Source organism: Saccharopolyspora kobensis (assembly GCF_900108315.1).
GTDB classification, from domain to species: domain Bacteria; phylum Actinomycetota; class Actinomycetes; order Mycobacteriales; family Pseudonocardiaceae; genus Saccharopolyspora; species Saccharopolyspora kobensis.
In genome coordinates, this window is record NZ_FNVB01000002.1 from 687801 (window position 1) to 714060 (window position 26260).

Genomic DNA, 26260 nt, shown 5'->3' on the forward strand with positions numbered 1-26260 from the left:
GCCGATGCGCGACGAGCATTGGATTCGTCCGAACACGGCGAACATTCGAGGAAGAGATGAACACGGCGCGTTTCGAGTCCAAAGTGGTCCTGGTCACCGGAGCTACCTCCGGCATCGGCGAGGCCACGAGCCGGCGGCTGGCCGCCGAAGGTGCGGCGGTGGTCCTGGGGGCTCGCAGCAAGGACGTCGGTGAGCAGCTGGCGGCCGACATCCGCGCGACGGGTGGCCGGGCGCTGTTCGTGCCCACCGATGTGACGGTGGAATCCGAGGTCGAAGCGCTGGTGCGCGCGGCGGTGGACGAATTCGGCCGACTCGACGGCGCTTTCAACAACGCCGGGGCGATCAACGCCTTCGGCGCGGTGCAGGACATCGTCGCGGACGGTTGGCAGGCCGACATCGCGCTCAACCTGAGCAGTGTCTACTTCGGCCTGAAGCACCAGGTCCCGGCGATCCTCGCCTCCGGCGGCGGGGCGATCCTCAACAACGCCTCGAACCTGGGCCTGGTGGGCATGGGCAGCGTTTCGCCCTACGTGGCGGCGAAGCACGGCGTGGTCGGGCTGACCAAGGCGGTCGCGCTGGAGAACGCCGCGCGCGGAATCCGCGTCAACGCCATCTCCCCCGCCGCGGTGGACACCCCGGCGTTCCGCAGCAGCATGGGCGCGACGCCGGAAGGCGAAGCGCAGATCGCCGCCCTGCACCCGGTAGGCCGGATCTCCCAGCCCGAGGAGATCGCCGCGTTCGCGGCGTTCCTGCTCAGCGACGAGGCCAGCTTCATCACCGGCGCCAGCCTGTCGATCGACGGCGGTTTCACCACGCAGTGACCCGCCACGTCGTGCGCGGATCTCCCAGCCCCTCGGGAGATCCGCGCACGACCCCGTTCACTCCGGCTTGACCGCGCGGTGCTTGGCGGAGCGCCGCAGCTGCAGGATCCGCGCCGTGCCGATGAGCGCGACCAGCAACGCACCGGCCAGCACGGAGAAGAGCATCGCCACGCCCAGCGGCAGCGTGCCCGCGGTCCACAGGAACCGCACGGTCACGGTGTCGAAGTTCTGCAGGATGAAGACGAGCAGGAACACGAGCACGACCGCGGCGATGACGACCGAGACCCAGATGCCACCGGTCCGCGTCCGCTCCAACTGCTCGGCGCGATCCTCGTCCCCGCGCCGCCCACTGCCGACCCCGTTCTCAGCCATGCGAACCATCATCATCACCAACCCGTCCCAACCCGATCCCCCGCGCCGACCCGTCACCCGATCCAGTGACAGCGAACGCGGTGAAGGGCGCTTCGGGCCAGTTGCCGCGAAGCGCCCCGTGCGGGACGACCGCGGGGTTACAGTCGGCCGATGTACGCCTTCCTGCTCCTGGTAGCGGCCCTGGCGCTGTTGGTGTTTCTCGCGCTGGTGATCTGCGGGCGGCTCTTGGTAGGCAACCAGCGCAAGACCTTGGCCGTGCTGCGCCAGAACGGCCTCGCGTTTTTGTGCCGTCCAACGCTGGGCATGCGGAGCTTCGCCGGGTACGTCCTCAGCATCGACCGCGACGCGGTCTCGCTGTGGAAGGTCGGCCTCGGCGAACCAGTGCGGAAGCAGACCTTTCCCAGCCATGGCGCCAGAGTCGCCCCGGCCGTGGTGAAGATCAACGTCGCGCGCACGTCGCCCGGGCTGTCCGTGATCTCCGCCACCGCGGAACGCGTGGACGTCGTCATCCATCCGGATCCGACGATGTCGTACTCGGCCCCTGCCAACGGTGCCCTTCTCGACCTCGTGCGCGAGAAGATCCAGGAGCACCTCGCGCGCACTGCCCGCTGACCACCGCGCTCACCTCCATCTGATCGAGCACTCGCTCAGATGGAGGTGAGCGCGGTGGCGTTGGTGCTGAGGAGGTCGAACGGGTCCAGGTCCGTGGTGTCGATTTCGACCACGTGCCAGGGGATTCCGGGCACGACGCGGAGAACGGCCGGGATGTCGACGCGGCCGGTGCCGATCGGCGTTTGCGGTGCCCCTGGCTCCGCCGGGCCGTCCTTGAGGTGGACGGCGGTCACCCGGTCCCCGAGCGCCGCCAGCACCGCCGTCGGGTCGGCGCCCGCCGCGACCGCCCAGTAGACGTCCAGCTCGGCGAGCAGGCCCGCGCTCGTGCGCTGCCAGAACCTGTCGTAGCCGGTGGTGCCGTCGGGCAGCCGGGCCCATTCGAACCAGTGGTTGTGGTAGCCCAGCCGCAGGCCCGCCGATTCGGCTGCCGCGCCGAGGACATCGGCGAAGGCGTCGACCCGGGCCGGATCGGCGAAGGTCTCCTCGCCGAAGCCCGGGACCAGGCGCGGGTGCGGGATGAACGCCGTGTCCGCGCCCAGGATCGCGCACTCCTCTTCGAGTTCCGCGAGATCTCCGGGCAGCCCGGCGTGCACCGCCGAGACCGCCAGGCCCGCCGCGTCCAGGTCCGCGCGCAGGGACCGGGCCGCGGTCAGGCGTTCGGCCGGTGTCCGGTCCGGGGAGCCGAGGCCGAACGGCTCGACGTGGCGGAAGCCGATCGCGGCCAGCTTCGCCAGGGTCGCGGGCCGGTCGGCGGCGAGCTGGTCGCGAACGCTGTAGAGCTGAACGGAGAGCATCGCGGCCCCCGGTCAGCCGGCGATCAGCGGACGCAGCGTCCGGTGCGCGAAGTCCAGCCCGTGCGTGATGCGCTCGTCGTCGCCGCTCCACACCGGGTCCTCGTGCTCCACCGAGAGCGTGCCGGTGAAGCCGTGTTCGTAGAGCCGGTCGACCACGCGCCGCCAGTCGACCTGGCCCAGGCCCGGCACGCGGAAGCGCCACCAGCCCATGTCCCACGGGTCGCCGCCCTTGTCGGCCTTGCCGAAGAACCCGTACCGGTTGCGCGCGACCGGATCCAGTTCCACGTCCTTGGCCTGGGCGTGCACGATGCGGTCGATGTAAGGGGCGATCGTCTCGACCGGGTCGATGCCGATCCAGGTCAGGTGCGAGGGATCCCAGTTCAGGTACAGGCCGAGGCCGAACATCCACTCCCACAGCTCCGGCGAGTAGGCCAGGTTGCCGGGGTAGCCGTCCGGGTGCCAGCCCTCCATCACGCAGTTCTCCACGATGATCTTCACATCGCGCTCGCCCGCGTAGTCCACCAGCTCCGGGAAGATCCGCTCCGCCTCGGCGAGGTTGTCGGCCACCGGCTTCGTCCAGTCGCGGCCCACGAAGGTGCCGACGTAGGGCACGCCGAGCGCCTGCGCGGCGTCGATCGCGTGCCGCAGGTGGGTGCGGATCTCCTCGCGCCGCACCGGATCCGGGTGCAGGTTGTTCTCGTAGTAGGCGAACGCCGACAGCGCCAGGCCGTGCTCGTCGAACAGCGCCAGGGTCTCCTCGACCTGGCGCGGGCCGAAGTCGGCGACCGGCAGGTGCGCCGCCTCGAAGTCGCGGCCGCCGGTGCCGGGCCAGACCGCCACCTCCAGCGCCTCGTAACCGGCCTGCTTCGCCCAGCGGGCGATCCGGTCCAGCGACCACTGCGGGAGGCACGCGGTGAGCATTCCGAGCTGCATCATCACACCTTCGTCCAGGAACCGTTGCGGGCGGAGCGGAGGACGGCGTCGACCAGCCGCGCCGAGCGCAGGCCGTCCTCGAACGTGGGCAGGCCCTCCGGGCTGCCGCCGTCGATCGCGGCGTAGGTGTCCGCGACGAACGCCTCGAAGCACTGGGCGTAGCCCTGCGCGTGCCCGGCGGGCAGCGTCGACAGGCGCCGCTGCTCGGGCGATCCGTGTTCGGGGTCGCGGACCAGGATGCGGTTGCCGTCGGCGCCGCCGAGCCAGATCCGCTCCGGCTCCTCCTGGTCGAACACCGCGCTGCCGCGCGCGCCGTCGAGCTCGAACCACAACCGGTTCTTCCGCCCGGCCGCGACCTGCGAGATCGTCGCCGAGCCAAGCACGCCGGAAGCGGTGCGCAGCAGCAGCGCCGCGGAGTCCTCGGTGCGCACCTCGACCCGGTCGCCGGTGTGCTCGGCGGGGCCAGCGAAGGTCGGCCCGGCCGCGGCCGGGCGCGTCGGGATCGCGATGCTCAGCGCCGCGAGCAGATCGGTGAACGTCTCCCCCGACACCCACTGCACCAGGTCGCACCAGTGCGAGCCGATGTCGGCGAACGCCCGCGACGCACCGCCCAGCTCGGGATCGACGCGCCAGCTGGAGGCGTCCGGCGAGAGCATCCAGTCCTGCAGGTAGCTGCCGTGCAGCAGGTTCCACGCGCCGAACTCCCCCGCCAGGCGCCGAGCCCGGATCTCCCGCACCACCGGGTGGTAGCGGTAGACGAACGGGACCGTGGCGATCCGGTCGCTCGCACCCGCCGCGGCGGCCATGCGCTCGGCCTCGGCGAGCGAGATCCCCAGCGGTTTCTCGCAGATCACGTGCTTGCCGGCGCGCAGGGCGGCTTCGGCGAACGGCGCGTGGGTGGCGTTGGGAGTGCAGATGTGCACGACGTCGACGCGGTCGTCGGCCAGCACGTCGGCGAGCTCGCCGTAGGCCGACGCGCCCCAGCGCGCGGCCACTTCGCCCGACCGCGCCGGTGAGGACGCCAGCACGCCGACCACGTCGGCTCCGGCGAGCAGCGCCGCGCGGCGGTGCACTTCGCCGATCATCCCGGCGCCCAAGATGGCCGCGCCGCGCCCGGAAGGTCCAGGGCTCACGGAGAGCCTCCTTCATCGGATCAGTTGACTTCTGCGGGTGTCTCACGCCCGATTTACGTCGAGGTCAAAACTAGATCTCCATCTTTTGGTCGACAAGAGCTAGTATTTAATTTCTTTTCAGTCATAAATCAGCGGTATTTCGGTCAGGAGCTGCGACGATGGGATGGGAACCGGTCCGCTTGGCGGTGCCGAGGACGTCCGGACGGACCGACGACAACCTGGTGCACAGCAGCCTGGCGCGGCTGATCGCCTCGGGTGCGGCCGAGAGCAGGGTCGAGCTGGTGCGCGCCACCGGCCTGTCGCGGTCCACAGTGCACAGTCACCTGGACGCGCTGATCGCCGCGGGCGTCGTCGTCGAACGCGGCCCGGTCGGCAGCGGCGGCAGGGGCCGACCGGCGCACCGCCTGGCGATCGCACCGCGCGCCGGCGTCGTGCTCGCCGCCGACGTCGGCGTGCACAGCACCCGGCTCGCGGTGGCCGACCTCGGCCAGGACGTGCTCGCCGAGGGCGAGGTGGAGCTGGAGATCTCGGTCGGCCCGGAACGTTCGCTGGACGTGCTCACCGACCACCTGCGCAAGCTGCTGGCCGACGCCGGGATGCCGCTGGAGAAGGTGAAAGCGCTGGTGATGGGGCTCCCCGGCCCGGTGGATCCGCGGATGGGCATGCCGGTGCGACCGCCGATCATGCCCGGCTGGGACGGCTTCCCGGTCGGCGACGCGATGGCCACCCGGTTCGCCTGCACCGCCGCGGTGGACAACGACGTCAACCTGATGGCGCTCGGCGAGGCCCGCGCACTGCCTGCCGAGGAAGCGCCGCTGCTGTTCCTGAAGGTCGGCACCGGCATCGGCGGCGGCATCGTCTCGGCAGGTGGCGAGCTGCACCGCGGCTCCGACGGCGCGGCGGGCGACATCGGGCACATCCGGGTGCCGGGCGCCGACGACGTGGTCTGCCAGTGCGGCAACGTCGGCTGCGTCGAGGCCGTCGCCTCGGCCGACGCGGTGCTGCGCGCGCTGCGCACCGATCAGGGCGGCCCACGCAGCGTGGAGGACCTGGCGCGGCTGCTGCGCGACGGCGATGCCACGGCGGTGCGCCAGGTCCGCACGGCCGCGGCGACGATCGGTGAGGTGGTGGCCATGCTCGTGCACTTCTACAACCCGAAGCGGATCGTCCTGGGTGGACTCATCACCTCTGCGGGCGACGACCTGCTCGCCGGGATCCGCAGCGTGGTCTACCGCCGCGCCCTGCCGCTGGCGACCCGGCACCTGTCGCTGGCCAACAGCACGCTCGGCCGCTCGGCGGGGCTGGCGGGCGCGGTGGTGGCGGGCATCGAGAACGTGCTCTCCGCGGAAGGGATTCGCAGCCTGCTGCGGGAAAACCCTTGACACGCCGCGTTCCCGCGACTAACCATTTGAACGTCTCACGCCGCAGTGCCACGGGTACCACCACCCGACGGACCCCGCGAAGCGGAGAGACCATGCAGCTGAGACGCACGCCCGCGTGGGCGGTTCTCGCCACCACCGCAGCGATCACCCTCACCGGCTGCGTCAGCGCCCCGGCCACCGGCCCGGTCGGCGAGCACGCACCCCAGGCCCCCGTGCTGGATCCCGCGATCGCCGCCGGCGCGACCGGCGACGTGACGATCTGCGGCGTCCGGGACACCGGGATGTACTCGAAGCTCACCGAGTCGTTCAACGCCAGGAGCACCGGGGTGACCGCGCACTACCTGGAGATCGGGCAGGACACCGACTCGACCCGGACGCAGGCGATCCAGCGCCTCGAAGGCGGTTCCCCGGGCTGCGACATCTACCTGATGGACGTGACCTGGGTCAGCGAGTGGGCCGCGCAGGGCTGGATCCAGGACCACAGCGAGCTGGTCGAGGCGCACCGCGCCGACCTCATCCCGTCCACTCTGGACACCGCGCGCTACGACGGGCGGTTCTGGGCGGTGCCCTTCCACACCAACGCGGGTCTGCTGTTCTACCGCCAGGACCGGGTGCCGCCGCCGACCACCTGGTCGCAGGTCTACGCCGATGCCGCCACCGACCCGCAGCACAAGGTGGAGATGCAGGCCAAGCGCTACGAGGGTCTGACGGTGAACTTCCTGGAGATGCTGTACTCCGCGGGCGGATCGGTGATCGACGAGAGCGGCAACGTCACCGTCGACTCGCCGCAGACCCGCGCCGTGCTCCGGCTGCTGACCGAGGGCCTGGAGTCCGGAGCGGTCGACCGGGCGAGCCTGACCTACGACGAGGACAGCGGCCGGCGGGCCTACGAGTCCGGCCGCGCCGGGTACCTGCGGCAGTGGCCGAGCGCGCTGAAGCTCATCGAGCAGACCGGGGCCGGTCCGGGCACCGCGGTGGCCGCGCTGCCCGCCTTCGACGAGCACAGCCGGCCGGCTGCGGTGCTCGGCGGCTGGAACCTCGCCGTCGCGGCCAAGGCCGACAACCCCGCTGGTGCGGTGGCCGTCATCGACTACGCCACCAGCGCCGAGTTCCAGAAGATCATGGTGCTGGAGCACTCCCAGGCCCCGGTGCACGCCGCCACCTACGACGACCCGCAGGTGATCGCCGAGCTGCCGTTCATCCCGCAGCTCAAGCAGTCGGTGCTCAGCGCGAAGCCGCGCCCGAAGTCGCCGGTGTACGCGCAGGTGTCCCGCGCCGTCTACCGGAACGTCTACCAGGTGATCTCCGGGCAGACCGACGTGGAAACGGGCGTGCGGAAGATGGCCGAGGACGTCCGGGCCGCCCAGGAGACCTTCTGAGAACTTGTCTGACGAACTCGTTTTGCGTGGCGGTGCCGGTAGCGGTGCAAGCGCCGAGGGTGGGCTAAACGCCTCCGGCGTTTCAAAGACGAAGACCACAACAACGACCAGAGACAGGATCTGATGACCACGATGACCCCGACCCGGCAGCGCCGCCGGGTCGACCAGCAGCAACGGCGCACCGCGGTGTGGATGGTCTCGCCCGCGCTGGTGGTGATGTTCCTGGTGGCCGCGGTGCCGATCGGCTACGCGGTGTGGCTGTCGCTGAACGTCTACAGCGTCCGGCAGGCCGATCTGTCCCAGTTCGTCGGGCTGACCAACTACTGGCACGCGCTGACCTCGCCGGAGTGGTGGGCGGCGTTCCGCCAGACGTTCCTCTTCGCGATCGTGTCGGTGTTCCTGGAGATCGTGCTCGGCGTCGCGATGGCCCTGCTGCTGAACCTGGCCTTCCGCGGGCGGGGCCTGCTGCGCTCCACGCTGCTGGTCCCCTACGCCGTGCTGACGGTGGTCTCGGCGATCACCTGGCAGGCGATGTTCGAGTCCAACCTCGGCCTCGTGACCGGCGTGCTGCGCGCGCTCGGCCTGCCCGGCGGCGAGCACGTGTGGCTGGCCGAACCCGGATACGCGATGACGGTGATCATCATCGCCGACGTGTGGAAAACCGCGCCGTTCGTGGCGCTGCTCGTGCTGGCCGGGCTGCAGGTCATCCCGCCCGACGTCTACGAGGCCGCCGACCTGGACGGTGCCGGCCGCTGGCAGACCTTCTGGCGGGTCACGCTGCCGCTGCTGCGCCCGGCGATCGCGCTGGCCGCGATCTTCCGGCTGCTGGACGCGCTGCGCATCTTCGACCTGCCGTTCGTGCTGACCAAGGGCGCCAGCGGCACCGAGACCATGTCCATGCTCGCCTACCAGGAACTGCGCGAAGGACGGCTGATCGGCCCCGGCTCGGCGCTGTCGATCCTGACCTTCGCCACGGTGATGGTGGTGTCGCTGGTCTACATCCGCTTCGCGGGCGGCAACATCCGCGACGTCGCGAAGGAGCGCTGATGGCGACCGTCCTCGTCCCCGTCAAGTCCACCGCACCGGCCCGCCCCCGGGACCGCCAACGACTCCGGCCGCTGACGCTGGTCTTCGCCGTGCTGGTGATGCTGGCCTCGCTGGTGCCGTTCTACTGGCTGATCAACACCTCGCTGAAGACCGGCGCCGAGCTGTCCTCGGGCAGCCTGTTCCCCACCGCGCCGTCGCTGCAGAACTACCTGGAAGTGCTGCAGGACGGGAAGTTCCTGACCGCGCTGGGCAATTCGGTGATCGTCGGCGTGGTCACGACCTCGCTGGCGCTGCTGCTGGCGTCGTTCGCCGCCTACGCGCTGGCGCGGCTCGCACTGCCCCGCAAGGGCCTGATCCTCGCGGCGGTGCTGTCGGTGACCACGTTCCCGGTCATCGCGATCGCGGCGCCGATGTTCAAGATCTGGAGTGACCTGGGCATCTACGACACGCTGCCCGGGCTGATCATCCCGAAGCTCACCTTCGCGCTGCCGATGGCGATCTTCGTGCTGACCTCGTTCTTCCGCGAAATCCCCTTCGAGCTGGAGGAGTCCGCGCTGATCGACGGCGCCACCCCGTTCCAGGCGTTCCGCAAGGTGATCCTGCCGCTGGCGGTGCCCGGCATCGCCACCACCGCGATCCTGGTGTTCATCTCGGTGTGGAACGAGTTCCTGCTCGCCGTCACCCTGACCTCCACGCCGACCTCCCGCACGGTGCCGGTGGCCATCGCGTTCTTCGCGGGCACCAACGAGTTCGAGCAACCCATCGGCACCATCAGCGCGGCCTCGGTGATCGTCACCCTCCCGCTGCTCCTCCTGGTGCTGCTGTTCCAGAAGCGCATCGTCGCCGGCCTCACCGCCGGCGCCATCAAGGGCTGAAAAGGGCGGGTTCCACTCATCTTGCGCAGCGGTGCCGGTAGCGGTGCGAGCTGCGCGGGCGGGGCGAGCGGCTGCGCCGCTTCAAGGCAAGAACAACTCAAGAGCAGAGCAGAACCCACCGAAAGGAGACCGCATCCATGAGTCCGATCCGGGTCGGCGTCATCGGCATCGGCTGGGCCGGCCAGCAGCACCTGGCCGCCTACCGCGACCTGCCGGATGTCGAGATCGTCGCGATCGCGGGCAAGGAACCGGAACTGCTGCGCTCGCTCGGCGAGCAGTACGGCGCGACGATGCTGTTCGAGAGCTGGGAGAAGCTGCTGGAGGTGCCCGACCTCGACGCGGTCAGCATCGCGGTGCCGACGTTCCTGCACGCACCCATCGCGATCGCCGCGCTCAAGCGCGGGCTGCACGTCCTCAGCGAGAAACCCCTGGCCCGCAACGGGGTCGAGGGCCAGCAGATGGTCGAAGCCGCCCGCTCCGCCGGCCGGGTGCTGGACGTGGTGTTCAACCACCGGTTGCGCGGCGACATCCAGGCGCTGGGCGAGATCATCGGGCGCGGTGATCTGGGGCGGCCGTACTACGCGAAGGCGTCGTGGATGCGCCGCCGCGGCATCCCGCTGCTGGGCAGCTGGTTCACCAACCAGGAGATGTCCGGTGGCGGCCCGCTGGCCGACATCGGCGTGCACGTGCTGGACTACGCGCTGTTCCTGCTGGGCGAGCCGCGCGTGCTGTCGGTCAACGCGGTCACCTACTCCGAGCTCGGCCACCGCGGGATCGGCGGCATGAAGCGGGAAACGGCCGACCAGAGCGTCTCGGAGTACGAGGTCGAGGACTTCGCCGCGGCGTTCGTCCGCCTGGAGGGCGGTGCGACGCTGGTGCTGGAGACCTCCTGGGCGGCGTTCCGCAGCCCGGACGACCTGATCGACTTCAGTGTCCTGGGAACCGACGGCGGCGCGGAGCTCAAAGCCGTCGGAGCGACCAAGGCAGCGGTCGGCGACCTGCACGTGTACCGCGACGCCGACGGCGAGATCGCCGACTACCAGCCCGCGGCCGAGCCGGGCCGCGCGCACGCCGGGGTGGTGGAGAACTTCATCGACGTCCTCCGCGACCAGGCCCGCTGGCCCGCCAACGACGGATCCCTCGCCCTGAAGCGAGCCCGCGTCATCGACGCCTGCTACCAGTCCGCCGCCGAGAACAAGGAGATCGTGGTCGAGTGAGCAAGCTCCGCATCACCGTCTGGAACGAGGGCGTGCACGAGTCCACCCAGGACCCGGCCGGGATGGACGAGTACTACCCCGACGGCATCCACGGCGCGATCGCGTCCGGGATCCGCGAGCAGCTGCCGGACGCCACCGTGCGCACCGCCCTGCTCAGCGATCCCGAGCACGGGCTGCCGGAAGAGGTGCTGGCCGACACCGACGTCCTGCTGTGGTGGGGCCACAAGGCGCACGGCCAGGTCGACGACGCCGTGGTGGACCGGGTGCAGCGGCACGTGCTCGGCGGGATGGGCCTGCTGGTCCTGCACTCCGGGCACTTCTCCAAGATCTTCACCCGCCTGCTGGGCACCACCTGCTCGCTGAGCTGGCGTAACGCAGCCGAGCGCGAAGTGGTGTGGACGGTGGACCCGACGCACCCGATCGCCGCAGGGATCCCGAACCCGCTGGTGATCCCGGAGCAGGAGACCTACGGCGAGTTCTTCGACATCCCGGCCCCGGACGAGCTGATCTTCATCAGCTCCTTCACCGGTGGCGAGGTCTTCCGCTCCGGGGTGACCTTCAACCGCGGCAAGGGCCGGATCTTCTACTTCAGCCCCGGCGACGAGCGCTACCCGGTCTACAACCAGCCGGAGATCAGGAGAGTCCTGGCCAACGGAATCACCTGGGCGGCCCGGCCCGGAGTGGACAGAACCGCCCCGGAGGTCTCCAACCCGGCCCGGGACTGGTATTCGGAGGGTTAGCCCTCGGACGGCCCGTTCGGTCGGCGTGCGACGGAGACGCCAGCTAGCCCCGACGTCCCCGCGCACGCCGACCGATCACCCGTTCGAATGAGGTATGCCCCTGTCTCGAGGAGCGGTCGACGAGGCGCGCAGCCGCCGGTTCGCCCGTCCCGAGACCCGAGCGACGATGTTGTTCTCGTCGTCGCTGATCCGTATTTCGAAGATGTCCTCCTTCGGCAGTCGCTCGGCCACTCGCGCGACCGCGGTCAGGCGGTCGCCGAGCTGACCGGGCCGGAGGTAGTCGATGTGGACGGCGCTGACCACCCCGCTGTGCTCGGCGTCGTTCGCCGCCGCTGCCAGCGCGGCCCCGGCCACGGTGAAGATGAACGCGCCGTGGGCGGTTCCGTGGGGGTTTAGGTGGTTCGGGGACACCGTCGCGGTCGCCTCCGCTCGACCACCACCGTGGCCGATGACGGTGATCCCGAGGTGCTGCGCGTAGGGATCAACTGGTTGAGTGCGAGTCATCGTCGAGTGCTCTCTCCTGATCGACTGGTGATCAACTGATCGGCAGGGGGCCCGGAGTGCCGGTGACGGTCAAGGCATGCTCGTGGCCTCTTCGAGGAGCAGCTTCTTCTGCACCTTGCCCAGCGGGGTGCGGGGAAATTCCTCGACGAAGCGGATCTCCCGCGGACGTTTGTGCCAGGACAGCTCGTCGGCGACGTGAGCGATGAGCTGATCGCCGAGATCACCGGTCGACGCGGCGTCGCCGCCGGGGTTTTCGAGGATGACGAAAGCGACGATGCGCTGCCCCAAGTCCTCGTCGGGCACCCCGACGACGGCCGCTTCGCCGACACCGGTGACGTTGCGCAGGCATTCCTCGACCTCGCCCGCACCGATCCGGTACCCGCCGGATTTGATCAGATCGACCGACTCGCGGCCGACGATGCGGTGAAAGCCGCGCTCGTCGACGACCGCGAGGTCACCGGTGATGAACCAGCCGTCCTCCGTCCAGGAGTCGTCGGTCGCCGATGGTTGCCCGAGGTAGCCGCTGAACAAGGACGGCCCCCGAACTTCGAGCCGCCCCACGGACTTTCCGTCGGCCGGCACCGCTTCGCCGGCTTCGGTCCGAAGCCGAGTGGTGTAGCCGCTCAACGGAACACCCACCCATCCCGGCCTGCGCTCACCGTCGGCGCGCGTGCTGAGCGCGATCAGCATCTCTGTCATCCCGTACCGCTCGACGAGTGCATGTCCGGTGAGCGTGCGGATGCGTTCGAAGGTCTGAACCGACAGGGGCGCGCTGCCGGAGATCAGCAGCCGCGCATCGCGCAAGGCCCGGGCGGCCTCCGGATCGTTGGCGATCCGGTTCCAGATCGTCGGCACCCCGAAGAACATCGTCGCCGAGACGGAGGCGTAGTTGGCAGGGGTGGGGCTTCCAGTGTGCACGAAGGGAGATCCGATGTGCAGGGAACCGAGCACCCCGAGGACCAGGCCGTGCGCGTGGAACAGCGGAAGTCCGTGGGCGACCGTGTCGGCGGCAGTCCACTGCCACGCGTCGGCCAGCGCCTCCACTCCGGAGGCGATCGCCGAGCGGCTGATCAGCACCCCCTTGGGGACACCGGTCGTACCCGACGTGTAGAGGATTGCCGCGGTTTCGGCGTCGGGTGTTCGCGGCAGCGGATCGGCGGAGTGGGTGGTGCCGGCGAGATCGACGGGCAGCGTGGTCATGGTTGGGGGCACGACGTCTCCCACCATGTACGCCGCCCCCGAGTCGGTCAGCACGTGTTCGCGTTCGGCGGCACCGGCATCGGGCGCGATCGGCACGAACGGCACGCCGGCCGCGATGCATCCGACCGCAGCGACGACCGTCCGAAGCGATCGGTCGGCCTGGATGGCGATCGGACCGCTGCTCTCCGGCAGGGACAGCGCGAAGCCGCGGGCCGCGGCGACCAACTCCGCTCGCGTGAGACTGCGGCCGTCGATGGTGACCGCGGTGCGGTCCGGATCGGTCTGGGAGGGGTTGAACAGATCTGCGAACAGTCGCGTCATGAGAAGATCTTTCCGGGAAGGATGAGGAGAACTGTCAGTGCGATCGGACCGATGACGACCAGGGACATGCTCCACCAGGTGAGCAGGCGGGTCATTCGAGGACGTTGCGCCTCGTCGACCGTCGATGCTGTGAAAGCGGCCCCCACGGTCGAGAACGGTGATACATCGACGATCGATGCGCACAGTCCGATGGAGCAGATCAGAGCCCATCCCGGAACACCCCCGTCGGCGATCAGGGGAAGCGCCAGCGGAACGAGGGCTGCCAGCATGCCGGTGGTCGATGCGAACGCCGACACCAGCGCCGCGACCGCGCAGAGCAGCAGTGCCGCCAGCAACGGCGCACCCACGTGTGCGGCGTGCTCTCCGAGCGAATCGAACACACCCAGTTCGGACAGCACGCCGACGTAGGTGATGATCCCGCCGACGAGAAGCACCGAGCCCCAATCGATCCGCGTCATCGCCTTCTTGGCCGCCGATGGCTCCAGCAACGCCAGGGCAGCTCCGAGGCCGAAGCACAGCACTCCGATGTCGGGCTCGCCGCCGAGCAGTGCGATGACGATCGTGAGGACGATCAGGAGGCCGATGGCGGCGAGGGTCAGGAGCTGCACAGCGGTGGGCCGCGACCGCTTCCCGAGGTCCGCCTCGGGTTCCAGCTCGGCGGTCAACGTGGACTGGCCGTATTCCGACAGCGGGATGCCGACGTTCGCCGCGGCCTTCTCCCGCTGAGGTTCTCGCGATGCCTGCTGACGCTGCTTGCCGAACAGGACGTAGGCGACGGCGAGGAACACGAGGTTGAGCACCAGAGCACTCCCGAACAACACCGCCGGGGAGATCGCGATGCCGGCTTCTTTCGCCGTACCGAGGGTGATGATGCCGAACAGGCTCGTCGGTGCGAACGCGCCCGCGCTCAGGCCGGTTCCCATGGCCAGCGCCATGAGCATCGGATCGATCCGGCGCTCATGAGCCACGCTCATGCCGATCGGAGCGGTCACGAGGCCCCCCAGCGGAGCGCCCATCGCCGAAATCGTGCCAGTGAGGACGAAGAAGGCCAGCGGTAGCAGTCGATCTCGCTCGCCGACCCCGGCCAACGCGGCATCGACCAGCCACTGGATCGTGCCGTTGCTGTGGGCGATGCCGAAGAAGTAGGTCACGCCCACCAGCAGCACGAGAATGTTCAGCGGGAACCCGGCGATGACGTCTTCCAGGGTCATGTCCGCCAACCCGAGACCGACCGCGCACGCGGCCGGGAACAGCACGATTCCGATGTTCACGTTCCGGATCGCCGCGACGGCGAACGCGATGACGAAAACCCCGAAAGCGATTGATTGCACCACGAGCTCAACCTCCTAGGGCCTTGCCAATCGGTCCACTCTGCGGCACAATGTCCCTCATCGTGGACCACGGGCTGTAAGCTAGTTCACTCGCAGGAAGGCGCGCAAGTGTCTGTCACGAACAGCGTCGTGTCGGCATTCCGGGTTCTTGAGGCGGTCGCGGAGGCCCAGCCCGTCGGACTGTCGGAGGTGGCGAGGGCTACGGAACTGCCCAAGAGCACCACCCAGCGGTGCCTGTTGACGCTGCAAGACGTCGGCTGGATCAGGCCTTCTGACACCACACCCGTGCGGTGGTCGATCAGCTATCACGCTATTGCGGTGTGCGGCAAGGACTCCAAGGAATCCCTCCGCGAAGTCGCACTACCGGTGATGAGCGAGCTGCAGCTGGCGACGACGGAAACCGTTCACCTGTGCGCTCCAGGCCGAAACGATCTGGTGCTCATCGAGCGATTGGACACCGCTCACCCGCTTCGCGCATTTCTACCGCTCGGTGCCAGGGCCAGGTTGCACAGCTCCGCGACGGGACTGGCCTTCCTCGCGGCGTCGACGGACCAGTTCATCGACACCTACCTCGACGGTGAGCTCGTGGCGGACACTCCCGATTCGCTGACCGACCCCGCGCTGGTGCGAGAAGCGTTGCACAAGACCAGAGCAGACGGATTTTCCCGCAACACCGGTGGTTTGAGCACGGGGATCAACTCGCTGGGCGCCGCATTGCTCAACGCCCGAAACCAACCGGTTGGCGCCATCTCGATATCGGGGCCGAGCAGTCGGATCACGCCGGACCGGTTCGACGCGCTCGGGCCGATGGTGCGCGAGGCAGCTGCGCAGATCAGCACTCGACTGGGAGCAGTGCCTGCGACCTAGGTTCCGGCCCGGCCCGGGGTTTTCGTTCTTGTCCTGTTTGGACGTGATCCCCCAGAGGCCCGTTCCGAGGGCTGGAGCGGGTGCCGCCACACGCCGGAGCGCAGTTCCAGCCGACCCGGCACACCTGCGATGAGACCGGGCAGCCGAACGCCCCTTCTGCCTGTCTCGGGAACAGGCAGAAGGGGCGTTCAACGGTGTTACGGGGTGACGCTGAGGATCTGGTCGTCGTCGGCGCCGGGGTTTCCGTTGTTGTCCTGGTTGGAAGTCGTCACCCAGAGGGTGCCGTCCGGGGCCGAGACCGGCGTGCGGAGGCGGCCGTACTCGCCGGCGAGCAGCGCGGTCGGCTCACCGACCGACCCGTCGCCGTTGAGCGGGATCTGCCAGAGGCGCTGGCCGCGCAGCGCAGCGACGTAGATGTTGCCGTCGTGCACCGCCAGGCCGCTGGGCGAGGACTCGCGGGTCGGCCAGGTCACCAGCGGATCGGTGAACTCGTCGTTGCCGCACTCGCCCTCGCACTCGGGCCAGCCGTAGTTCTTGCCGCCCTCGATCAGGTTGACCTCGTCCCAGGTGGCGTCGCCGAGCTCCGAGGAGTACAGCCTGCCCGCGTCGTCCCAACCCAGTCCCTGCGGGTTGCGGTGGCCCAGCGAGTAGATCAGCGAGTCGCCGAACGGGTTGTCCGGGGCCGGTTTCCCGTCGGGGGTCATCCGCAGGATCTTGCCGTTGAGCGAGTCCGGGTCCTGCGCGCTGGGCTTGTCCTGGGCGTCGCCGGTTGCGGCGTAGAGCATCCCGTCCGGGCCGAAGGCGAGGCGGCCGCCGTTGTGGTAGCGGTTCTTCTTGATGCCGGTCACGATCGGCTGCGGTGCCTCCCCGAGGCGCAGCTTCGCGATCCGGTTGTCCTCGCTGGTGCTGTAGAAGACGAACACCGTCTGATCGGACTCGAACTGCGGCGAGACGGCCAGGCCCATCAGCCCGCCCTCGCCGTTGGTCGGCTCGGAGTCCTCGATCTTCTGCACCTCGGCGACCTGGCCGTCCTTCAGGGACATGAGCTGCCCGGTGTCGCGCTGGGTGAACAGCGCCGAGCCGTCGGGCAGGAACGCCAGTCCCCACGGGATGTCCAAGCCGGTGGCCACCGGCTTGACCTCGGCCGCGGCGGCTGCCGGGGTGAGGGCCAACATGAGCGCGGCGACGACCGCGCAGGTGCGACGGATCATCAACGACCTCCTCCCATCGCGGGCGCACGAGCGCGCGCGAACATCGCGGTGAGGCGGCGGTTCACCACCGGTGATCACAGCACGCACCGGTGCGGGCGCGTACCGCCACCAGGAGTCACCTGGTTTCAGCCGGTCTGCGCGGGCGAGTAGTGCTTGGGGTCGTCGCGGCGGTCCGGCGGTGGGAGGTAGCGGGGCGGGGTTTCGACCAGCGGCGCGTCGGCCGGGATCTTCCCGCGCACGCGTTGCCAGCCCGCGCGGGCGCGCGGGTGGTACCGCAGCTCGAACGGAACCAGGCGCCAGGCGAAGGCGAGCGCGCGCCCCAGCAGCCGCAGGAGCCGCTCGTCGCGCGCGGTCCACCGGTAGCCGAGCTTGTCGCGGATGGCCTGGTCGTAAACACCCACGGTGAGCCAGACGAAGCCGCGGCTGATCGGGATGCGGGCGAGCTTCCACAGCGGCGCGGGCAGCCAGCGCAGCGCGGGCGGCTTGCCGATCCGCGAGATGTCCAGGACGTCACGCGTGGCCTTGTTGTCCTCCAGCACCTCGCGGCACATTCGGTCCCAGTACGCCTTGAAGCTCGGCCAGTCCGGCGGCACCGGGCGCATGCTCATCCCGTACAGGCGGTACCACTGCACGCCCTCGGCGTAGATCTGCTCCTTCTGCTCCTCGGTGAGCGGGTCGCCGAAGTGCTCGTTGATCAGGATCGGCATCACCAGGAACGTCGAGTGCGCCCAGAAGTAGGTGTCCGGGTTGAGCGCGTGGTAGGGCCGCCCGCGCTTGTCGACGCCCTTGATCGTGTCGTGGTAGCCGCGCACCTGCCGCGCGGTCTGCTCGGCGCGCGGGCCGTCGTAGATCACCCCGCCGATCGGGTACAGGGACCGGAAGAGCCGTTCCCAGCGCTCGTCGAAGAACTGCGAGTGCTGCTCGACGCCCGCGCCCAGCTGCGGGTGCATGTTCTGCATCGACCCGGCCCACAGCGCCAGCAGCAGGCCGCGCCAGTCGCCGAAGTATCGCCACATGAGCGAATCCGGACCGAGCGGTGTCGGCTTCGACATCGGTGCTCCCTCCAGAACTGAGGACACCTGTCGTCAAAGTAGGATCGCGGCGGGTGCCCGTCAACGACCACCGCGCCGAACCAACCGAGCGGAGCAACCGGATGACGTGGGGCGGAACCAACCTCGAGCAGCGCCGGTCCGCGCGGCGGTCGAAGCTGCTCGAAGTCGGCCTGGAGCTGTTGGGCACGCAGGGCAGCGCGGCCGTGACGGTCCGCTCGGTATGCCGCCACGCCAAGCTCACCGACCGCTACTTCTACGAGAGCTTCTCCGACCGGGACGCGCTGCTGCTGGCGGTGTACGACCAGGTCGCCGAGGAGGCGAGAACCGCGCTGGGCGCAGCGATGGCGAACACCGAGGGCACCCGGGAAGCGGTGGCGACAGCCGCCGTCGAAGCGTTCCTCGCCGTGCTCACCGACGACCCGCGCAAGGGCCGGGTGCTGCTGCTGGAACCCGTGACCGACGCGACGCTGGGCGGCCGGGGCGCTGAGCTGATGCCGGTGTTCGCCGACCTGATCCGGTCCGAACTCGACGGGGAGGCCGCCGACCTGGGGGCGCGGATGACGGCCACGGCACTGATCGGCGCGCTGACGAACCTCTTCATCCGCTGGCTGGACGGCAGCCTCCCCGCCACGCACGAGCAGCTGGTCGACTACTGCGTGAAACTCCTCCTCACCGCGGCTTCTCTGGTCGACGACCACGCGGTCTAGCCCTCAAGATCACCGGTTCCGCCAGGTACGCCGCGAAGTCGGCTCGCCGAATCGGATCTCCCGCCCGGATGCGGTTGCGCCCAGCCGGCCAGCCGCCCGGAGCGGCGCCCCGCGGCCTACCTGGTGCCAGCGGAGGTCGAGCCGGTGGGACGTTCGTCGAGCTGGCTCTGGAGACCCTTCGTCTATGTTGAACCCATGGACGTGCTCACCGGTCTGCTCCGAGGTGTCCGGGCTGAGAGCACCTTGTTCCGCCGAGCCGAACTTCCCGCGCCGTGGTCGTTGAACTCTCTTGGAGAAGCGTCCCTGGCGCTCTGCGCCGTGGTCGGCGGCCACGGGTGGCTGCTGCCCGGCAGCGGCGAGCCGACGCTGCTGGAGCAGGGCGACGCCGTCCTCTCGCGTGAACCGTTCTCCGTGGTCAGCGACCTCCCGAGCGGCGAACGCGCGGCAGCCGGCCACACCGTGCTCTTGATCGGCGGTTACCGGCTGTGCAGCAACTCCGGCCGCCGGCTCGTGGACGCGTTGCCGTCCCCGCTCGTCCTGCCGGATGACGGTGGTGCTCCCGTCCTCGAGTTCATCGCCGCCGAGGTCGCCTCGGTCAAGCCGGGCCAGGACGCCGTCCTCGAACGATTGCTGGACTGGTTCCTGCTGTGCGCGCTCCGTGCTTGGTTCGACCGCCCGGAGGTGCTGCCACCCGCTTGGCACCGGGCGCTGTCCGACCCGGTCGTCGGCCTCGCGCTGCACGCCATGCACGAAGAACCGGCCAGGCCGTGGACAGTCGCTTCGCTGGCCGAGCGCTCCGGTGTTTCCCGGACCACGCTGGCCAAGCGGTTCACCGCGCTGGTCGGTGAACCGCCGCTGTCCTACCTGACCGACTGGCGGATGTCGCTGGCGACCGAACTGCTGGCCGAACCCGGCGCAACGGTCTCCTCGGTGGCCAAGCGCGTGGGCTACGCCGACGGTTTCGGCTTCAGCTCGGCGTTCAAACGCGCCAGGGGGATCAGCCCGAGCGAGGTCTCGGCAGGCCGGGACCCTCGTTCCGGTCGGCTGCGCGCGCCGACGCACCTCCCGCCGCAGCCCGCAGCGGACGGCCGGTGACCACCGCGCGGAACACCCGCTTCGCAAGGGCGGTCCGCCCGGCCACCTACACTCGGTGGTGGACGCGAGCAGGGAGGCCCAGCAAGAGATGAGCAAGAGTCAACTCACCACCGTGCTGGTGCGCACGCTGCTGTTCTTCGTCGTCGCGGTGGTGCTGGGCTTCATCTCGGGCTGGCAGATCTACGCGATCATCGCGGTCGCCCTGACCGGTGGCGCGGCGCTGGTGCAGCTGGGCGGCGTGCTGTGGCTGGCGCGCGCCGAGCGGGAGCGGCCGGAGGCGGCGAAGGGGCCGGTCAAGCCGGAGGGCTTCCTCTGATCAACTTTGCCGAGCATTACCCCCCTGGGGTATAAAGGAGGCAGAACTCCGGGGAGGTGCCGATGCACGGCTACGCGCACGACAAGGACAACTACGCCAAGCGGCTGCGGCGGATCGAGGGGCAGGTCCGCGGACTGGCCCGGATGATCGACAACGACGAGTACTGCATCGACGTGCTCACCCAGATCTCGGCCACCACCAAGGCCCTGCAGGCCGTGGCCCTGGGCCTGCTGGACGAGCACCTCAAGCACTGCGTCTCCGAAGCGCTCACCGAGGGCGGCGAGCAGGCCGAGGACAAGATCCGCGAGGCCAGCGACGCGATCGCCCGACTGGTGAAGTCCTGACGACCGGCAAACCCAACCCCGGTATGGTGGGCAACGTGCGCGAACGTCCAGGGCTGCTCCGCTGGGGCCTACTGCTGGTCCTCGCGTTCTGCGTCGTGCTGATGCACCACGTCCCGGCGCAGCAGCACGAGTCGGCGCACCAACCGGCGGCCGCCGCCGTGCAGACCGCGGCGGTCGAGCACCACGAGCCGCCGGCGGACTCCGGTCACGGCGCGCTGCACCTGTGCCTGGCGATCCTCGCCGGATTCCTGGTGCTGCTGCTCCCCCGGCTCCGGCGCGCTCTCCGAGCCGCGGCCGAACTGCCGAGGAGCCTCGCCGTGGCCCTGCCGGTGCTGCTCCCGCCACCTCTGCCCGTACCGCGAAGACTCGCGGCGCTGTGCGTGCTTCGTCGCTGATCGGCAGCTGATCGGCCACGACCTCCGCGTCGTGGCTCGATGACGCATGCCCGATTCAGCTCATGGAAAGACGAGGACAACGATGAAGCGCACGCGCGCATTCGCCGCCACGATCACCGCGGTCGCCGCGATCGCACTGGCCGGCTGCAGCAACGAGGGGACCCCGCCGCCGGAGGCCCCGGCGAGCCAGGAGCAGGCGGCGAGCAACGCCGCCGACGTCACCTTCGCGCAGGGCATGATCCCGCACCACGAGCAGGCCATCGAGATGTCGCGGCTCGCTCCGGAGCGGGCCGAGTCGCAGCAGGTCAAGGACCTGGCCAAGCAGATCGAGGCCGCGCAGGGACCGGAGATCGCGACGCTCAACGGCTGGCTGGGCCAGTGGGGCGCCGGCCCCGGTGCGAGCACCGACCACAGCACGATGGGTCACGGCGACATGGGCGGCATGATGACCGGCGACGAGATGAAGCAGCTGGAGCAGTCCAGGGGCGCGGAGTTCGACCGCCGGTTCCTGGAGCTGATGATCAAGCACCACGAGGGCGCCGTGACGATGGCCCGGACCGAGCTGTCCGACGGCCGGTTCCCGGCGGCCAAGCAGATGGCCCAGCAGATCATCGACACCCAGCAGGCCGAGATCGACACCATGCGCGCCCTGCTGTCGCAGAGCTGACGCCAGGCCGGGGGCGGCCGACCGCCGCCCCCGGCCCACCGCTCAGGACTTCACCAGGCGGGCGATCGCGTCGCTGGCCTCCTTGACCTTCTCGTCCGCGTTCTGGCCGCCCTCGGCCAGCGCTTCGGCCACGCAGTGCTTGAGGTGCTCGTCGAGGAGCCGCAGGGAGACCGCCTGCAGGCCCTTCGTCACCGCCGAGACCTGGGTCAGGATGTCGATGCAGTACTTGTCCTCTTCGATCATCCGCGCCAGGCCGCGGACCTGGCCCTCGATGCGCGCCAGTCGTTTGAGGTAGTTGTCCTTGTCCTGGGTGTATCCGTGCATCGCCCGCTCCACTTCACCGGCCTGGCCAAACCTGGAAATCCTACCCTCCGCGGGGCGCCGGGTGGAGCCCTCTTCGCGCAGGTCGCCCTCCGCCCGATTCCCAGGATCCGGGAATCGAGCCGGACGCCACCCGCATTCCCCGACCGCCAGAATTCATCATTCCTTTACCGAACACCGGGAATACGTCCACAATAGACATTTAGCTCGGTTAACTTGATGTGCGGAAAATCCCGATATCGCAACGGAACAGGCGAGCTGTAGCCCGCATCACAGCCATTCTCCCGCCATTGCGGGAACAAAGCGTTCGCGATCACCGCTAAAGAGCGCGTCAGAATCTCCCACCCCTCGCGGTGAGTTCGAAAGGCAACAATGGACAACGTTGCGGTGCAGAGCCCTCCGGCGGCGCTGGACGCACGACCTGACGCGAAAGAGCCGACCGGGTTCGACCGATTCCGGGTCATCGTCGTGCTCGGGGCGCTGATCGCCCTCGGCCCGCTCACCATCGACATGTACCTGCCCGCGCTGCCCGCCATCGGCAACGACCTGGCGGCCAGCGCCTCCACGGTGCAGCTCACCCTCACCGGCACCCTGCTCGGCCTCGGCATCGGCCAGCTCCTGATCGGCCCGTTCTCCGACATCGTCGGCCGCAGGCTGCCGCTGATCATCGGAACCGCACTGCACATCCTGGCGTCGGTGGCGTGCTTGTTCGCGCCGAACATCGCCGTGCTGGGAACGCTGCGCACGCTGCAGGGCGTCGGTGCGGCCGCCGCCATGGTCGTCGCGCTGGCCGTGGTGCGGGACCTGTTCAGCGGCCGCGCCGCAGCCACCGCGCTCTCACGGCTGATGCTGGTGATGGGCGTGGCACCGATCCTCGCGCCGAGCCTGGGCGGCGCCATCCTGCTGACCGGCTCGTGGCGCGGCGTGTTCGGCGCGCTGGCGATCATCGGCGCGGTGCTGCTGGTGGTGGCGATCTTCGCGCTCAAGGAGTCGCTGCCGCCGGAACGCCGCCAGGCCGCGCAGTTCCGCCCGGTCCTGCGCACCTACCGGCAGCTGATCACCGACCGCGACTTCGTGCTGCTCGCCATCGTGGCGGCGCTGGCGATGTCCGCGCTGTTCTCCTACATCTCCGGCTCGTCGTTCGTGCTCCAGGAGCAGTTCGGCCTCGACCAGCAGGCGTTCGGCCTGGTCTTCGGCGTCGGCGCGGTGGCGCTGATCGGCGCCTCGCAGTTCAACGTCGTGCTGCTCAACCGCTACAGCCCCAAGCAGATCGTGTTCGCCGCGCTGGTCGCGGCCACCGTGGCGGGTCTGATCCTGACCGCGCTGACCACCACCGGCACCGGCGGGCTGTACGGGTTCATCGTGCCGCTGTGGCTGGTGCTCGGCGCCATGGGATTCGTGCTGCCCAACGCGCCCGCGCTCGCGCTCTCCCGGCACGGTGAAGCCGCCGGAACCGCGGCCGCGCTGCTCGGCGCCGGGCAGTTCGGGCTCGGTGCGCTGATCGCGCCGCTGGTCGGCGTGCTGGGCAACGACGGCCCGGCGATGGCGATCACCATGACCGGTGGCGCGGCGGTCGCGCTGCTGGCCCTGGGCGTCGTGGTCCGGCTGGGCGGCACGGCCGAACCGACGGTCTAGCCCGGGCATATCGGACACGATTAACATCACGGCTGGGCGGGTGAAGCACCGCCCAGCCGTGAGGAGGAACTGGATGTCCGAGGTGTCGCCGGAGCACGGGCACATCGACCTGGAGAAGCCGAACGCGGCGCGGGTCTACGACTACTACCTGGGCGGCGACCACAACTTCGCGGTGGATCGGCAGATGGCCGAGGAAGCGATCGCGATGTGGCCGGACCTGCCGCTGGTGATGCAGGCCAACCGCGCCTTCCTGCGCCGCGCCGTGCAGTTCTGCGTCGAGCAGGGCATCGACCAGTTCCTCGACCTGGGCTCGGGCATCCCCACCGTCGGCAACGTGCACGAGGTCGCCCAGCAGGCGGCGCCCGGCGCGCGAGTGGTCTACGTGGACACCGATCCGGTCGCGGTCGCCTACAGCAAGAAGCTGCTGCACGACAACCCGGACGCCGCGATCATCGACGCCGACATGCGCGACCCGGGCCGGGTGCTCGGCAGCCCGGAGGTCGCCGAACTGCTGGACCTGAGCCGGCCGGTCGCGGTGATGATGGTCGCAGTGCTGCACTTCGTCCCGGACGGCGACGAGCCGTCGAAGATCATCGCCCGCTACCGGGAGGTGATGGCGCCGGGCAGCTTCCTGGTGATCTCGCACGCGTCCAACGAAGGCCGCCCCGACGTCGGCCCGGCGCACGCCGACCTCTACCGCAAGCGCACCACGACGCCGATGACGATGCGCTCGCAGGCCGAGGTGACCGGTTTCTTCGACGGGTTCGAGCTGGTGGAGCCGGGAGTGGTCTTCCTGCCGCAGTGGCGGCCGGTGGCGCCGGACGAGGTCGGCGAGCACCCGGAGCGCCTGACCGGACTGGCCGGAGTCGGCCGCAAGCCGTGACCGGCACCGCGGGCCGTGAGCGCGGAGGTCCGCTTTCCGCGCTCAGGGCACCGCGCACGAATCGGGGGAAACCGGCGCACCGGTTTCCCCGCATTCCCGGCGCTCCGGTTACGAACGGATCCGGCGCTTGCGGCCGGTGACCTTGTTGTAGATCACCAGCACGATCACCGCGCCGATCACCGAGCCGATCCAGCCCGCCGGTTCGAAGCCGCGCAGGCCGACGGTGAGCAGGCCGAAGACGAATCCGCCGACGACCGAACCGGCGACGCCGAGCAGGATCGTCCGCACCAGACCGATGTCGTCCTTGCCCGGCACGATCGCCCTGGCGATGAAACCCGCGACCAGGCCGAAGACGATCCATCCGAGGATGGTCCAGAACATGCCTCTCCCCTACTTCCCGGGCTCGGTGGCAACCAACATCACCACCAGGTTACTCGCCGGTCGCGATCACCGGCCCCGCCCGGCCACGCGGAGTCCTCAGTGGACTCCGCTGCCGCGGACCGCCCTGAAAACGGGCATTCGGGCGATCTGGCTGCCGACCGTGGCGATCAACAGCACAAGGACCACCCATGTGGGTGATCTTCGTCGCGGGGAAAACCGCATTTCCAGCGCATAGACTTCCGCCTCGTGACTGCCCAGCACAGCACGACCGAGGCGGCCCTGCGCGACGCGGTGGACACAGCCCTCATCGACTTACTGACCGCACAGCACAACCCGGCCGACCGGGCGCAGCACGAGCTGAGCCGAGCGGTCGACATGCTCGACCAGCACCCGCAGATCGAGGTCTCCGCCGATGCGGCCGCCGCGGTCCGCACCGCGGCCGAACACCTCGCCCACGGCTCGCCGGAAGACGCCCGCACCGCACTGGTGACCGCCCGCGGCAGGCTCTCCCAGCCGGGCTCCCGCCTGGCCTCCCGCAACGCGCGCTGACCCGCTCGCGCAAGCACGCCGAACCGGACTTCCCTCCGCGCCGGTTCCACGATCACGCGGTCACTGCGGCACCGGTTCGTCCTCCCGGACGGCACCGGTGTCCGGGACGCGGCCCCGCCGCAGCCGGTCGGCGAGTTCGTCCAGGAACCAGTCCAGCACCGACTCGGCCATCTCCACGTCCGCCCTCGAACCGGAGTCGAGGGCTTGCTTGCGGGCCAGACCGGCGATCCTGATCTCCTCGCACAACTGCTCGTGCGGGAGCTCACTGCACTTCATCAGATCCATCGCAGACCACTCCCGTGGTCGATCGAGCGACCGGGAACCGGCGCATCCGCGCAGCCCCGACCGCTCCCCCCAGTGTTGTGCCCCGGACCGAGCCGAGGCGTGGTGCCGCACGACTTCGTGCACACCTGTATCGACAGTAACTCCCCGGCGAGAAGAGCGCGCTCCCCCGAACGGGGCTATGTTGGAAAATCACCGTCATAGTTTCGAGACTGGTCCGTTCCCAACACGGTGGCCGCCGGCGGGCGCCGGCGACCACCGGCGGGATCAGCCAAGACCGCCGAGCCGTTCGCGGTACTCCTCGGAACCGATCTCGCCCCTGGCGTAGCGCTCGGCGAGGATCTCCTTCGCCCGCTCGGCAGCGGACGTCCGGCGCGGGCGGGCGCGCACCGCCGACCAGCCGGCGGTCACGACCAGCACGACGACCAGCAGCAGGAAGAACAGCCCGATCGGCCACCAGGGGCCGCCGTGCGGGCCGTGCCCGCCGGGACCCCACTGCATCAGGAACTCGGTCACCACCACAACACCTCCGAAACCCGGTCCAACACCGGATCCAGCTTCGGCCTCGCGAGGTTCCGCGTCGTCCGTCGGAAAGCGGCAATCGCACTACCGCACGCGACGTACAGCGCTCGTGCAGCACTGCGAGCGGCGGCCGGTTCAGTCCTGAGTGGATTCGTCCGGGCACGGCGGCAGGACACCACCGCGCAGCTCCCAGCGCCGGGTGACCGGATTGCGGACCCAGCGCATCGCGGCCTCGGCCTCCCACGGCTGCAGATCCGCCAGGTAGCGGGACCACAACCAGCGCTGGACGGCGAAGTAGCGGCGGAATCCGGGCAACGGCCTGCCGAGCGGAGTGTTCATGGTGGGTCATCCCTGCTGGCTCTCGGGTGCGCT

The 26260-nt window shown here is 69.7% G+C and carries 32 protein-coding genes; 18 read left to right on the forward strand and 14 right to left on the reverse strand.

Annotation, left to right across the window (positions count from 1 at the left end; translation table 11 throughout):
• Positions 1-56: 56 nt before the first annotated feature.
• Positions 57-821 carry an SDR family NAD(P)-dependent oxidoreductase gene (locus C4T78_RS03040; protein ID WP_093347489.1) on the forward strand — a complete coding sequence of 255 codons (765 nt, stop codon included), beginning with the start codon at positions 57-59 and terminating at the stop codon, positions 819-821.
• A 57-nt stretch (positions 822-878) separates the two neighbouring features.
• Here C4T78_RS03040 and C4T78_RS03045 read toward each other — a convergent pair whose 3' ends face one another.
• Positions 879-1193 (reverse strand): LapA family protein, encoded by a 315-nt coding sequence (locus tag C4T78_RS03045; protein WP_235863065.1) that lies wholly within the window; start codon positions 1191-1193, stop codon positions 879-881.
• Between the two features lie 150 nt (positions 1194-1343).
• On the opposite strand from C4T78_RS03045, the gene C4T78_RS03050 reads away from it, so the two are divergent.
• Positions 1344-1805 (forward strand): hypothetical protein, encoded by a 462-nt coding sequence (locus tag C4T78_RS03050; protein ID WP_093347487.1) that lies wholly within the window; start codon positions 1344-1346, stop codon positions 1803-1805.
• Positions 1806-1840: 35 nt separating this feature from the next.
• Here the strand turns inward: C4T78_RS03050 and C4T78_RS03055 are convergent, their stop codons facing one another.
• From C4T78_RS03055 to C4T78_RS03065, 3 genes are read right to left on the reverse strand one after another with little or no spacing between them, the layout of a single operon-like run.
• On the reverse strand, positions 1841-2599 hold the full coding sequence (locus C4T78_RS03055; protein WP_093347484.1) for a sugar phosphate isomerase/epimerase family protein: 759 nt from the start codon (positions 2597-2599) through the stop codon (positions 1841-1843).
• A 12-nt stretch (positions 2600-2611) separates the two neighbouring features.
• A complete protein-coding gene (locus C4T78_RS03060) occupies positions 2612-3535 on the reverse strand; it encodes a sugar phosphate isomerase/epimerase family protein (RefSeq protein ID WP_235863064.1) in 924 nt (307 codons plus the stop codon).
• On the reverse strand, positions 3535-4665 hold the full coding sequence (locus C4T78_RS03065; RefSeq protein ID WP_093347482.1) for a Gfo/Idh/MocA family protein: 1131 nt from the start codon (positions 4663-4665) through the stop codon (positions 3535-3537). Before C4T78_RS03065 ends, C4T78_RS03060 begins: the two co-directional genes overlap by 1 nt.
• Before the next feature lie 158 nt (positions 4666-4823).
• Between C4T78_RS03065 and C4T78_RS03070 the strand changes: the two genes are divergently transcribed.
• From C4T78_RS03070 to C4T78_RS03095, 6 genes are all read left to right on the forward strand, one after another.
• Entirely contained in the window at positions 4824-6047 is a 1224-nt protein-coding gene (locus C4T78_RS03070) for an ROK family transcriptional regulator (protein ID WP_093347479.1), read from the forward strand.
• A 92-nt stretch (positions 6048-6139) separates the two neighbouring features.
• Complete coding sequence (locus C4T78_RS03075; RefSeq protein WP_093347476.1) at positions 6140-7426, forward strand: ABC transporter substrate-binding protein; 1287 nt, start codon at positions 6140-6142, stop codon at positions 7424-7426.
• Positions 7427-7549: 123 nt separating this feature from the next.
• Complete coding sequence (locus C4T78_RS03080; protein WP_093347473.1) at positions 7550-8473, forward strand: carbohydrate ABC transporter permease; 924 nt, start codon at positions 7550-7552, stop codon at positions 8471-8473.
• Between the two features lie 98 nt (positions 8474-8571).
• Positions 8572-9348, forward strand: a complete 777-nt coding sequence (locus C4T78_RS03085; protein ID WP_235863158.1) for a carbohydrate ABC transporter permease — start codon at positions 8572-8574, stop codon at positions 9346-9348.
• 137 nt (positions 9349-9485) lie between these two features.
• Positions 9486-10565: a Gfo/Idh/MocA family protein gene (locus tag C4T78_RS03090; RefSeq protein WP_093347467.1), complete on the forward strand. Its 1080-nt coding sequence runs from the start codon at positions 9486-9488 to the stop codon at positions 10563-10565.
• Entirely contained in the window at positions 10562-11305 is a 744-nt protein-coding gene (locus C4T78_RS03095; protein ID WP_093347464.1) for a ThuA domain-containing protein, read from the forward strand. The genes C4T78_RS03090 and C4T78_RS03095 overlap by 4 nt, the downstream gene beginning before the upstream one ends.
• 75 nt (positions 11306-11380) lie before the next feature.
• Here the strand turns inward: C4T78_RS03095 and C4T78_RS03100 are convergent, their stop codons facing one another.
• From C4T78_RS03100 to C4T78_RS03110, 3 genes are all read right to left on the reverse strand, one after another.
• Positions 11381-11809, reverse strand: a complete 429-nt coding sequence (locus C4T78_RS03100) for a PaaI family thioesterase (protein WP_093347462.1) — start codon at positions 11807-11809, stop codon at positions 11381-11383.
• A 69-nt stretch (positions 11810-11878) separates the two neighbouring features.
• Positions 11879-13405: an acyl-CoA synthetase gene (locus C4T78_RS03105; RefSeq protein WP_258958317.1), complete on the reverse strand. Its 1527-nt coding sequence runs from the start codon at positions 13403-13405 to the stop codon at positions 11879-11881.
• Entirely contained in the window at positions 13327-14664 is a 1338-nt protein-coding gene (locus tag C4T78_RS03110; protein ID WP_093347456.1) for an SLC13 family permease, read from the reverse strand. Before C4T78_RS03110 ends, C4T78_RS03105 begins: the two co-directional genes overlap by 79 nt.
• Before the next feature lie 105 nt (positions 14665-14769).
• Here C4T78_RS03110 and C4T78_RS03115 point away from each other — a divergent pair, with 105 nt between their 5' ends.
• On the forward strand, positions 14770-15528 hold the full coding sequence (locus tag C4T78_RS03115; protein ID WP_093347453.1) for an IclR family transcriptional regulator: 759 nt from the start codon (positions 14770-14772) through the stop codon (positions 15526-15528).
• Positions 15529-15725: 197 nt separating this feature from the next.
• On the opposite strand, the gene C4T78_RS03120 is transcribed toward C4T78_RS03115, so the two are convergent.
• Together C4T78_RS03120 and C4T78_RS03125 are read right to left on the reverse strand one after the other, a co-directional pair.
• On the reverse strand, positions 15726-16739 hold the full coding sequence (locus tag C4T78_RS03120) for a PQQ-dependent sugar dehydrogenase (protein WP_218161465.1): 1014 nt from the start codon (positions 16737-16739) through the stop codon (positions 15726-15728).
• A gap of 125 nt (positions 16740-16864) precedes the next feature.
• On the reverse strand, positions 16865-17791 hold the full coding sequence (locus C4T78_RS03125; RefSeq protein ID WP_093347450.1) for an oxygenase MpaB family protein: 927 nt from the start codon (positions 17789-17791) through the stop codon (positions 16865-16867).
• 101 nt (positions 17792-17892) lie between these two features.
• Between C4T78_RS03125 and C4T78_RS03130 the strand changes: the two genes are divergently transcribed.
• From C4T78_RS03130 to C4T78_RS03155, 6 genes are all read left to right on the forward strand, one after another.
• Entirely contained in the window at positions 17893-18498 is a 606-nt protein-coding gene (locus C4T78_RS03130) for a TetR/AcrR family transcriptional regulator (RefSeq protein ID WP_093348533.1), read from the forward strand.
• Positions 18499-18693: 195 nt separating this feature from the next.
• Positions 18694-19593 carry an AraC family transcriptional regulator gene (locus C4T78_RS03135; protein ID WP_093347447.1) on the forward strand — a complete coding sequence of 300 codons (900 nt, stop codon included), beginning with the start codon at positions 18694-18696 and terminating at the stop codon, positions 19591-19593.
• 88 nt (positions 19594-19681) lie between these two features.
• The gene (locus C4T78_RS03140) at positions 19682-19909 is read left to right on the forward strand and encodes a hypothetical protein (RefSeq protein ID WP_093347444.1); all 228 of its coding nucleotides are present in this window, start codon (positions 19682-19684) and stop codon (positions 19907-19909) included.
• A gap of 62 nt (positions 19910-19971) precedes the next feature.
• The gene (locus tag C4T78_RS03145) at positions 19972-20253 is read left to right on the forward strand and encodes a metal-sensitive transcriptional regulator (protein ID WP_093348531.1); all 282 of its coding nucleotides are present in this window, start codon (positions 19972-19974) and stop codon (positions 20251-20253) included.
• Positions 20254-20288: 35 nt separating this feature from the next.
• The gene (locus C4T78_RS03150; protein WP_143185745.1) at positions 20289-20648 is read left to right on the forward strand and encodes a hypothetical protein; all 360 of its coding nucleotides are present in this window, start codon (positions 20289-20291) and stop codon (positions 20646-20648) included.
• An 82-nt stretch (positions 20649-20730) separates the two neighbouring features.
• A complete protein-coding gene (locus tag C4T78_RS03155; protein WP_093347439.1) occupies positions 20731-21315 on the forward strand; it encodes a DUF305 domain-containing protein in 585 nt (194 codons plus the stop codon).
• A gap of 42 nt (positions 21316-21357) precedes the next feature.
• Here C4T78_RS03155 and C4T78_RS03160 read toward each other — a convergent pair whose 3' ends face one another.
• Positions 21358-21639: a metal-sensitive transcriptional regulator gene (locus C4T78_RS03160; protein WP_093156858.1), complete on the reverse strand. Its 282-nt coding sequence runs from the start codon at positions 21637-21639 to the stop codon at positions 21358-21360.
• Positions 21640-22008: 369 nt separating this feature from the next.
• On the opposite strand from C4T78_RS03160, the gene C4T78_RS03165 reads away from it, so the two are divergent.
• Both C4T78_RS03165 and C4T78_RS03170 read left to right on the forward strand, forming a co-directional pair.
• Positions 22009-23271: a multidrug effflux MFS transporter gene (locus C4T78_RS03165; protein WP_093347436.1), complete on the forward strand. Its 1263-nt coding sequence runs from the start codon at positions 22009-22011 to the stop codon at positions 23269-23271.
• 73 nt (positions 23272-23344) lie between these two features.
• Positions 23345-24154 carry an SAM-dependent methyltransferase gene (locus C4T78_RS03170; protein ID WP_093347434.1) on the forward strand — a complete coding sequence of 270 codons (810 nt, stop codon included), beginning with the start codon at positions 23345-23347 and terminating at the stop codon, positions 24152-24154.
• 108 nt (positions 24155-24262) lie between these two features.
• Here the strand turns inward: C4T78_RS03170 and C4T78_RS03175 are convergent, their stop codons facing one another.
• Entirely contained in the window at positions 24263-24535 is a 273-nt protein-coding gene (locus C4T78_RS03175) for a GlsB/YeaQ/YmgE family stress response membrane protein (protein ID WP_093347431.1), read from the reverse strand.
• Positions 24536-24781: 246 nt separating this feature from the next.
• Here C4T78_RS03175 and C4T78_RS03180 point away from each other — a divergent pair, with 246 nt between their 5' ends.
• On the forward strand, positions 24782-25084 hold the full coding sequence (locus tag C4T78_RS03180; RefSeq protein WP_093347429.1) for a hypothetical protein: 303 nt from the start codon (positions 24782-24784) through the stop codon (positions 25082-25084).
• Positions 25085-25144: 60 nt separating this feature from the next.
• Here the strand turns inward: C4T78_RS03180 and C4T78_RS03185 are convergent, their stop codons facing one another.
• From C4T78_RS03185 to C4T78_RS03195, 3 genes are all read right to left on the reverse strand, one after another.
• Complete coding sequence (locus C4T78_RS03185; RefSeq protein WP_143185744.1) at positions 25145-25360, reverse strand: hypothetical protein; 216 nt, start codon at positions 25358-25360, stop codon at positions 25145-25147.
• 273 nt (positions 25361-25633) lie between these two features.
• The gene (locus C4T78_RS03190; RefSeq protein ID WP_143185743.1) at positions 25634-25882 is read right to left on the reverse strand and encodes an SHOCT domain-containing protein; all 249 of its coding nucleotides are present in this window, start codon (positions 25880-25882) and stop codon (positions 25634-25636) included.
• 141 nt (positions 25883-26023) lie between these two features.
• Positions 26024-26227, reverse strand: a complete 204-nt coding sequence (locus C4T78_RS03195) for a hypothetical protein (protein WP_093347420.1) — start codon at positions 26225-26227, stop codon at positions 26024-26026.
• Positions 26228-26260 lie beyond the last annotated feature (33 nt).

Excerpts from the sequence above, each read along its gene's own strand:
- C4T78_RS03040 (WP_093347489.1), top strand. The coding sequence starts at position 57 with ATGAACACGGCGCGTTTCGAGTCCAAAGTGGTCCTGGTCACCGGAGCT.
- C4T78_RS03045 (WP_235863065.1), bottom strand. The coding sequence starts at position 1,193 with ATGGCTGAGAACGGGGTCGGCAGTGGGCGGCGCGGGGACGAGGATCGC.
- C4T78_RS03050 (WP_093347487.1), top strand. The coding sequence starts at position 1,344 with ATGTACGCCTTCCTGCTCCTGGTAGCGGCCCTGGCGCTGTTGGTGTTT.
- C4T78_RS03055 (WP_093347484.1), bottom strand. The coding sequence starts at position 2,599 with ATGCTCTCCGTTCAGCTCTACAGCGTTCGCGACCAGCTCGCCGCCGAC.
- C4T78_RS03060 (WP_235863064.1), bottom strand. The coding sequence starts at position 3,535 with ATGATGCAGCTCGGAATGCTCACCGCGTGCCTCCCGCAGTGGTCGCTG.
- C4T78_RS03070 (WP_093347479.1), top strand. The coding sequence starts at position 4,824 with ATGGGATGGGAACCGGTCCGCTTGGCGGTGCCGAGGACGTCCGGACGG.
- C4T78_RS03075 (WP_093347476.1), top strand. The coding sequence starts at position 6,140 with ATGCAGCTGAGACGCACGCCCGCGTGGGCGGTTCTCGCCACCACCGCA.
- C4T78_RS03080 (WP_093347473.1), top strand. The coding sequence starts at position 7,550 with ATGACCACGATGACCCCGACCCGGCAGCGCCGCCGGGTCGACCAGCAG.
- C4T78_RS03085 (WP_235863158.1), top strand. The coding sequence starts at position 8,572 with ATGCTGGCCTCGCTGGTGCCGTTCTACTGGCTGATCAACACCTCGCTG.
- C4T78_RS03090 (WP_093347467.1), top strand. The coding sequence starts at position 9,486 with ATGAGTCCGATCCGGGTCGGCGTCATCGGCATCGGCTGGGCCGGCCAG.
- C4T78_RS03100 (WP_093347462.1), bottom strand. The coding sequence starts at position 11,809 with ATGACTCGCACTCAACCAGTTGATCCCTACGCGCAGCACCTCGGGATC.
- C4T78_RS03120 (WP_218161465.1), bottom strand. The coding sequence starts at position 16,739 with ATGATCCGTCGCACCTGCGCGGTCGTCGCCGCGCTCATGTTGGCCCTC.
- C4T78_RS03125 (WP_093347450.1), bottom strand. The coding sequence starts at position 17,791 with ATGTCGAAGCCGACACCGCTCGGTCCGGATTCGCTCATGTGGCGATAC.
- C4T78_RS03130 (WP_093348533.1), top strand. The coding sequence starts at position 17,893 with ATGACGTGGGGCGGAACCAACCTCGAGCAGCGCCGGTCCGCGCGGCGG.
- C4T78_RS03135 (WP_093347447.1), top strand. The coding sequence starts at position 18,694 with ATGGACGTGCTCACCGGTCTGCTCCGAGGTGTCCGGGCTGAGAGCACC.
- C4T78_RS03140 (WP_093347444.1), top strand. The coding sequence starts at position 19,682 with ATGAGCAAGAGTCAACTCACCACCGTGCTGGTGCGCACGCTGCTGTTC.
- C4T78_RS03145 (WP_093348531.1), top strand. The coding sequence starts at position 19,972 with ATGCACGGCTACGCGCACGACAAGGACAACTACGCCAAGCGGCTGCGG.
- C4T78_RS03155 (WP_093347439.1), top strand. The coding sequence starts at position 20,731 with ATGAAGCGCACGCGCGCATTCGCCGCCACGATCACCGCGGTCGCCGCG.
- C4T78_RS03160 (WP_093156858.1), bottom strand. The coding sequence starts at position 21,639 with ATGCACGGATACACCCAGGACAAGGACAACTACCTCAAACGACTGGCG.
- C4T78_RS03165 (WP_093347436.1), top strand. The coding sequence starts at position 22,009 with ATGGACAACGTTGCGGTGCAGAGCCCTCCGGCGGCGCTGGACGCACGA.
- C4T78_RS03170 (WP_093347434.1), top strand. The coding sequence starts at position 23,345 with ATGTCCGAGGTGTCGCCGGAGCACGGGCACATCGACCTGGAGAAGCCG.
- C4T78_RS03175 (WP_093347431.1), bottom strand. The coding sequence starts at position 24,535 with ATGTTCTGGACCATCCTCGGATGGATCGTCTTCGGCCTGGTCGCGGGT.
- C4T78_RS03185 (WP_143185744.1), bottom strand. The coding sequence starts at position 25,360 with ATGAAGTGCAGTGAGCTCCCGCACGAGCAGTTGTGCGAGGAGATCAGG.
- C4T78_RS03195 (WP_093347420.1), bottom strand. The coding sequence starts at position 26,227 with ATGAACACTCCGCTCGGCAGGCCGTTGCCCGGATTCCGCCGCTACTTC.